Below are 1,482 nucleotides of genomic sequence, written 5' to 3'. Positions count from 1 at the left end.
TGTAACTCCAAAATAGAAATGTCCGGTTTCTCCAAAGTAAAAATGTCCGCTTTTAGAATATGCGCTGTTGCAATTTTCTTAGCGGACGGTTTGATATGTTGGTGTCTATGTCGGATAAAGAACTTAAACGATTGTCGGTCTTGCAAGAAATCTGTGATCAACGCATAACCCAGCCCCAGGCTGCTCAGCTACTTCATATTTCAGAACGTCAGATCAGACGTTTATTGCAAAAATACAAAACTCAAGGTCCAACTGCATTAGCCCATGCTGCACGTGGCCAAATCAGCAATTCCAGGCTTCCTGAAGAGCTCAGACTCAAGTGCCTCAATCTGGTCGCTGAACAATTCCATGGTTTCGGACCCACTTTAGCGCATGAAAAGCTCACCACCGTTCATGGCTTTGATATTTCAGTTGAAACACTGCGTTCCTGGATGATTGCAGCAGATCTGTGGATTCCTCGCGCCAAGCGCCTGAAACGCCCGTATCAGCCTCGTTACAACCGGGATTGCTTTGGTGAACTGATCCAAATTGATGGCTCACACCATGACTGGTTTGAAGGACGCGCTGCTAAGTGCTGTTTGCTGGTGTTTATCGATGATGCGACAGGAAAATTGCAGCATTTACGCTTCTGTGAATCAGAATCAACCTTTGACTATATGATTTCAACACGTTTATATGTCGAACAGCACGGTAAGCCTTTAGCGTTTTACAGCGACAAACATTCAGTCTTTAGAGTGAATCAAAGCAGCAAGAAAGACACCAAGATTACCCAGTTTGGACGTGTACTCAGCACCCTCAATATCGATATCATCTTCGCCAATTCACCACAGGCCAAAGGCCGTGTAGAACGGGCGAATAGAACGCTTCAGGACCGTCTGATCAAAGAAATGCGCTTGGAAGGCATCTGTTCGATTGAGCAAGCTAATGCCTGGCTACCCTGCTTCATTGAGCAGTTCAATCAGAAGTTCGCCAAGATGGCTTTTAATCCTAAGAATCTACATCGGCCTATCACTGAAACAGCCGAAGAATTAGATGATATTTTTACTTGGCGTGAACCCCGCAGAGTCACCAATAGCCTGACGATTACTTATGATAAATGCGTATATCTCCTGGAAAACACCGAAGAAAATCAAAGGTTGATCGGTAAGTATCTTGAGTTCCTGGAATACCCGGATGGTACTGTAGCCCTCATGCATGATGGCCGAAAGATCAATTACAGCCTCTTCGATAAATTAAGTCAGCTGAATCAGCGAGAGATTGTTGAGAATAAACGGTTGAGTGCTGTTCTGAATCATATCCAACAACAGCATGAAGAACTGGAACAGCAAAACAAACGTAATCGTTCTCAAAAGATGCCAAGCAGACGTGCACAGAAAACAGCGATTGAACAACGAAATCTAAATCCTGTGCTTGACTTGGAAATGTCCATATAGGACATTTCTATTTGGTTATTAGGTAGGACATTTCTACTTGGGAATAACA

Annotated in this window: 1 protein-coding gene; it reads left to right on the top strand. The window is 43.8% G+C overall.

From position 1 onward, the window contains the following. Positions 1-107 precede the first annotated feature (107 nt). Complete coding sequence (locus tag FTT99_RS16295; RefSeq protein ID WP_096902756.1) at positions 108-1,433, top strand: ISNCY family transposase; 1,326 nt, start codon at positions 108-110, stop codon at positions 1,431-1,433. The last annotated feature ends 49 nt before the right edge of the window (positions 1,434-1,482 follow it).

It is taken from the genome of Acinetobacter sp. YH12040, from assembly GCF_013420005.1.
GTDB lineage: Bacteria > Pseudomonadota > Gammaproteobacteria > Pseudomonadales > Moraxellaceae > Acinetobacter > Acinetobacter amyesii.
The sequence above is the reverse complement of the archived record's forward strand: the minus strand, read 5'-3'. Positions and strand labels throughout refer to the sequence as shown.

Bases quoted from the DNA above. Each gene is read 5' to 3' on its own strand.
- FTT99_RS16295 (WP_096902756.1), top strand. From the start codon at position 108: ATGTCGGATAAAGAACTTAAACGATTGTCGGTCTTGCAAGAAATCTGT.